The sequence below is a fragment of the Halochromatium glycolicum genome, assembly GCF_016584085.1.
GTDB classification, from domain to species: Bacteria; Pseudomonadota; Gammaproteobacteria; order Chromatiales; family Chromatiaceae; genus Lamprobacter; species Lamprobacter glycolicus.
Window position 1 is genome coordinate 1 of record NZ_NRSJ01000090.1, and the last position, 4,015, is coordinate 4,015.

The 4,015-nt window shown below is 54.4% G+C and carries 6 protein-coding genes; 5 read left to right on the forward strand and 1 reads right to left on the reverse strand.

Features of this window, described 5'->3' with window-relative positions; translation table 11 throughout:
* Positions 1–224 precede the first annotated feature (224 nt).
* Positions 225–701 (forward strand): type II toxin-antitoxin system VapC family toxin, encoded by a 477-nt coding sequence (locus tag CKO40_RS23340; RefSeq protein ID WP_200348854.1) that lies wholly within the window; start codon positions 225–227, stop codon positions 699–701.
* Between the two features lie 278 nt (positions 702–979).
* Here the strand turns inward: CKO40_RS23340 and CKO40_RS23345 are convergent, their stop codons facing one another.
* Positions 980–1,894 carry a transposase gene (locus tag CKO40_RS23345; RefSeq protein WP_200348855.1) on the reverse strand — a complete coding sequence of 305 codons (915 nt, stop codon included), beginning with the start codon at positions 1,892–1,894 and terminating at the stop codon, positions 980–982.
* 539 nt (positions 1,895–2,433) lie between these two features.
* Here CKO40_RS23345 and CKO40_RS23350 point away from each other — a divergent pair.
* The 4 genes from CKO40_RS23350 to CKO40_RS23365 all read left to right on the forward strand — a co-directional run bounded on the left by CKO40_RS23350 (position 2,434) and on the right by CKO40_RS23365 (position 3,883).
* Positions 2,434–2,583, forward strand: coding sequence for a type II toxin-antitoxin system HicA family toxin (locus CKO40_RS23350; RefSeq protein ID WP_224408443.1), 150 nt, complete (start codon positions 2,434–2,436; stop codon positions 2,581–2,583).
* Positions 2,584–2,644: 61 nt separating this feature from the next.
* Positions 2,645–3,409, forward strand: a complete 765-nt coding sequence (locus CKO40_RS23355; protein ID WP_200348856.1) for a helix-turn-helix domain-containing protein — start codon at positions 2,645–2,647, stop codon at positions 3,407–3,409.
* A 112-nt stretch (positions 3,410–3,521) separates the two neighbouring features.
* A complete protein-coding gene (locus CKO40_RS23360; RefSeq protein WP_200348857.1) occupies positions 3,522–3,713 on the forward strand; it encodes a type II toxin-antitoxin system HicB family antitoxin in 192 nt (63 codons plus the stop codon).
* Complete coding sequence (locus CKO40_RS23365) at positions 3,710–3,883, forward strand: type II toxin-antitoxin system HicA family toxin (RefSeq protein WP_200348858.1); 174 nt, start codon at positions 3,710–3,712, stop codon at positions 3,881–3,883. Before CKO40_RS23360 ends, CKO40_RS23365 begins: the two co-directional genes overlap by 4 nt.
* Positions 3,884–4,015 lie beyond the last annotated feature (132 nt).

Here is a 4,015-nt window from a genome sequence, read left to right on the forward strand (position 1 = left end):
CTCCAGACATCCCCTCGCGGGTTTGCCCTTGCCGTCGGCTAGTAGTTCTATTGGTCCAAGAGGACACTACAGGTACTCCTACAGGGGACTTTCACCCCATCAGTTCATGCCCATGCCGGGCGTACACAATCACATGCACACGGACAGTAAAAGCGTCGCTCGTTCCTCGCTCTGCTCTTTACTGCCGGTGATGTGAAGCGTTGGGCATGGAACCAAGAGAGACGATGAAAGAGAAGGTATATCTTGACTCCACCATTCCCAGTTATTACTTTGACAACCGTGAATCCTTGGCTGCTTTTACAGCGATCACAAGGCAATGGTGGACAGAAATGTCCACCAGCTACGATCTTTTCATATCTGACGCAGTGCTCCAGGAGGTGAATGCCGGTGATTACCCGCGCAAAGACGAAATCATCGAATTCGTATCAACGATTCCATTGCTGCCGCTAACCGCGGATCTTGAACATATCGTTGAATTTTATGTGACCAACTACGTTATGCCGAAATCTTTGGTCGGAGATGCACTCCACCTTGCCTATGCGAGTTATTATGATCTGCAGTATCTTGTTACGTGGAACTGCAATCACCTCGCTAACGCGAACAAGAGACGGCATATCCGAGTGATCAATGTCCGCCTTGGTCTGTCAACACCTGAAATCATCACACCGCTCGAGCTATTTGCGGAGGAAGAAAACCAATGATTGAGTCAGAAATACTTCAGGAAAAGTATCGCGTGCAAAAGAGGCTATTTGAAGAAAGCAGCTCTGTCCGCGGTTATCTCCTGCGTTCACATCTAGCTGCAGAGCAGGTTGCCACGTCACACGGGTTTCGCCTCCAGTACGCAACATTGCCCAACAAAAGGCTCGAGCCGCTTTCGGCAGCGACTGAGCCAAACGTTGGCAGGAGAAAAGAATAGACCATAGAGAGGCAACAAGATGAACAGAGAGCTAACTGCAATCATAGAAAAAGAGGATGATGGCTATGTTGAATTGTGCCCGGAAGTAGATGTAGCAAGCCAAGGAGACTCTATTGTTGAGGCAAGAGACAATTTGAGGGCTCTTCTGGATTTCCCGTGACACGAATGCTCAACAAAAACAGGTTGTTGAGTGGTCAGAGGTGACAGGAGTCGGCTGATCGTTACAAACGGAGGCACAGTGTAACCCCTTGATCTTCCGTCCATGCTCAAGTCCTGTGGCTGTTTGCGCAAGGCCCACACCGCGCCTTTCAGGCGTTGATACTGGGTTGCGGAGAGGGTGCGCTTGAGCCGTTTGAGCTCCTGCTTGCGCAACGTGTCGACGGCCTCGCGGTAGCGTTTGGCGACATGGAAACGATCGGCGACCACGCGCACACGGCGCCCAAAGACCGCCTTCGCCGCACCGATGAACCCCTCGTAGAGATCACTGCACAGCACCCGCACCGTTCGCCGTAAGCGCTTGGGGATACAAGATAAAAACTCGACCACGGTGGCCTTCTTGCGGTCCTTGAGCACGCCGAGGATGTGGGTCCGATCACCGCTCTGCCCGGTGACGATGGCGACAAAGTCACGGTGGCCTTTCTTCAGTGCAATCTCATCGATGCCGATGACCTCAAGCGACGGCAACACTTCCCAGTCGGGAGTCGTGGCGATGTGACGATCGAGTAGGCCTTGGAGGGTCTCGGTCGAGACCCTTTCCTTGTGCGCAACATCACTCAAGGTGCTATTGATACAGGCGCGCAGCAGGTGCTCCTCGTACGCCTTGGTCATGCGACTGCGACGGTTGAACCAGGGGACTTGCTGCGTCGTGGTCGGCCCCTCGTCACAGTCGCAGCGATCGCGCGGGAGGCGAAACCGAAGGTAAACCGGCTTGCCCAATAGGTCCAAATGGCGCACCGTCGTCCATTCACTCCAGCCCATTGCGCGTGGTGATCCAGTCGCCACAGCGGTGGCACGTCGTCCACTCTTGGGTGCTGCTCAACGTGATAATGAGCTGTCCATCCCGGTCCTCAAACGCCGCTTCAATGCGGGTTTGCGGCAGCTCTAAGGCGATTGCCGGAAAAGCTCGTACCGAATTGCGCAGGATGTTCGTTTACCTTCGAGGAGCGTCGCCGGGAGCATAGCCGGGCTATGTGACCGGCGGCGCGACGAAGAAGGCGAGCGAAAAGACCAGCAAGGCGGTATGAGCTTTGACAGAAATCGCCTAAGAGTAACGCCATGGCTTGGCGAAGCGGCTCGTTGTTGGTCCCCATCTTGACGCCTGTGTCGCTGTAACTTGCTGTATAGTAAGTGTATTATACTCTACTGAGATCCTGAAGAGCCCAATTTGAGGGAGGCTCTAGAGCTCTTTTTCGAAACGGCTTCAGCAACGGAAGTCGGCGAGCGATTGCAACAAGAAGTCTATATAACCCAACTTGAGGTAGCAGTCGGTTAAGCTGAAGGTCTTATCCGGAAAGGAAATCTGTGGAATCCTTGAAAATCACGGATTCATCAAAGCGCGCCAACGAGGAAGTCACATAGTAATGCAAAAGCAGGTCCCGGGAAGTACTATCACAGTTCCGGTTCCCGATCACAAGGAAATTCGGGCAGGAACGTTATTCTCGATATAGTTCCTAGCATTTTGTTCTATAGTTGAGTCAGTGAATCAGGATATTATCGGAGGTGATGAAGATGACCCGCACTCGTCGCATTGACATTCCGAATCCAACCGTGCTCCGCAGTTACTTGGAGCAGGAAAGCGATCCCACAGTGCGCCTGCGCTTGATCCTGATGAACCTGATCGCGGAGCTACCACGCTCGCTCTCCTTGGCGCAGATCTGCGCGATGGTTGATGTTCCCGAGCCCACCGCCTACATTTGGGTGCGCGCCTGGCGCGAGCGTGGCTACCAGGGGGCCTGCCATCCCACCGAAACGGGTGGTGAGCCTGGTCGACCACCGTCGCTCGATGACAGTGATCTCGCGACGCTAAAGAGCCTGCTCGAAGCGCAGCCGTTCTGGCTGACGCGCGAGGTGCGCACGCTCATTCACGAGCAGTTCACTGTCGAGCTCTCCGTCAGCCAGGTCAGTCGGATCTTGCGCGAGAAGCTCGGGATGCACTTCGGCAAGCCCTATCCGCATGGCGACAAGCGCCCTCGCGATGCCGGGGCGCAGCTTGAAGCGCGCCTGATCACGGCCTATGAGCGCTTGCGCGCACAAGGGCTCAGCGACGAGGACATCGCCATCGAGCTGGTGTTCCTGCCGCCGTACGCGCCGGTTCTCAATCCGATCGAGTTCATCTGGAAAACGATCAAGCGGGTCATTTCGGTCAGCTTCATCAGCTCGCTCGATGCGTTGCGCAGCCAAATTCGCAGAACATGGAATGAATCCGCTCGGTACTGCTCCTATGCCCGGTGGTGGATCGAGCGATTCGTGCCGCATGTCTTAGACTATAAGTAATTTTGCGGATGACTATAGCTGATTTGCGGCGTTGGGCTCAACAACGAAGCCATGCACCCGGTGTCCCCCCTAGCTCCAAGCTCGTCCGCAAGGTTTACCTACGAGGTTTCATATGACGACTGCCCGATACGTTTATTGGCAAGATGAAGACATGTGGCTGGGCTATTTCGAAGAGTTTCCCGATTACATGACACAAGGAGAAGACTTGGAAGACCTGCAGGAAAACCTTAAGGATATCTATGCAACGCTAACTAGCGGCGAACTACCCATCGTCCGCCGCGTAGGTGAACTCGCCGTCGCATGAAGCGCCGAGACTTGATCAAGGAACTTGAGAGCATGGGCTGCGTAATGCTTAGGCATGGCAGTCGGCATGACTGGTATCACAATCCTGAAACCAAAGAGTCTCAACCAGTTCCGAGACATCGCGAGATCAAAGAGCATCTCGCGAGAAATATCATACGCAAACTGAGTTGATGCCCAATCGGGTAAGGGCGGGTGTTTAGCCCGCCCTCCCCACACCACCTAGCATGCGGGTCCGCACTAGGCGATTCACAAGAAGGGAGCACACGACGCTTTAGGCATAGCCATGCGCTTTCATCCACTGAT

What these genes read in the sequence shown, in the direction of transcription:
- CKO40_RS23345 (WP_200348855.1), bottom strand. Translation starts at nt 1,894, where the DNA reads ATGGGCTGGAGTGAATGGACGACGGTGCGCCATTTGGACCTATTGGGC.
- CKO40_RS23360 (WP_200348857.1), top strand. Translation starts at nt 3,522, where the DNA reads ATGACGACTGCCCGATACGTTTATTGGCAAGATGAAGACATGTGGCTG.
- CKO40_RS23340 (WP_200348854.1), top strand. Translation starts at nt 225, where the DNA reads ATGAAAGAGAAGGTATATCTTGACTCCACCATTCCCAGTTATTACTTT.
- CKO40_RS23355 (WP_200348856.1), top strand. Translation starts at nt 2,645, where the DNA reads ATGACCCGCACTCGTCGCATTGACATTCCGAATCCAACCGTGCTCCGC.
- CKO40_RS23365 (WP_200348858.1), top strand. Translation starts at nt 3,710, where the DNA reads ATGAAGCGCCGAGACTTGATCAAGGAACTTGAGAGCATGGGCTGCGTA.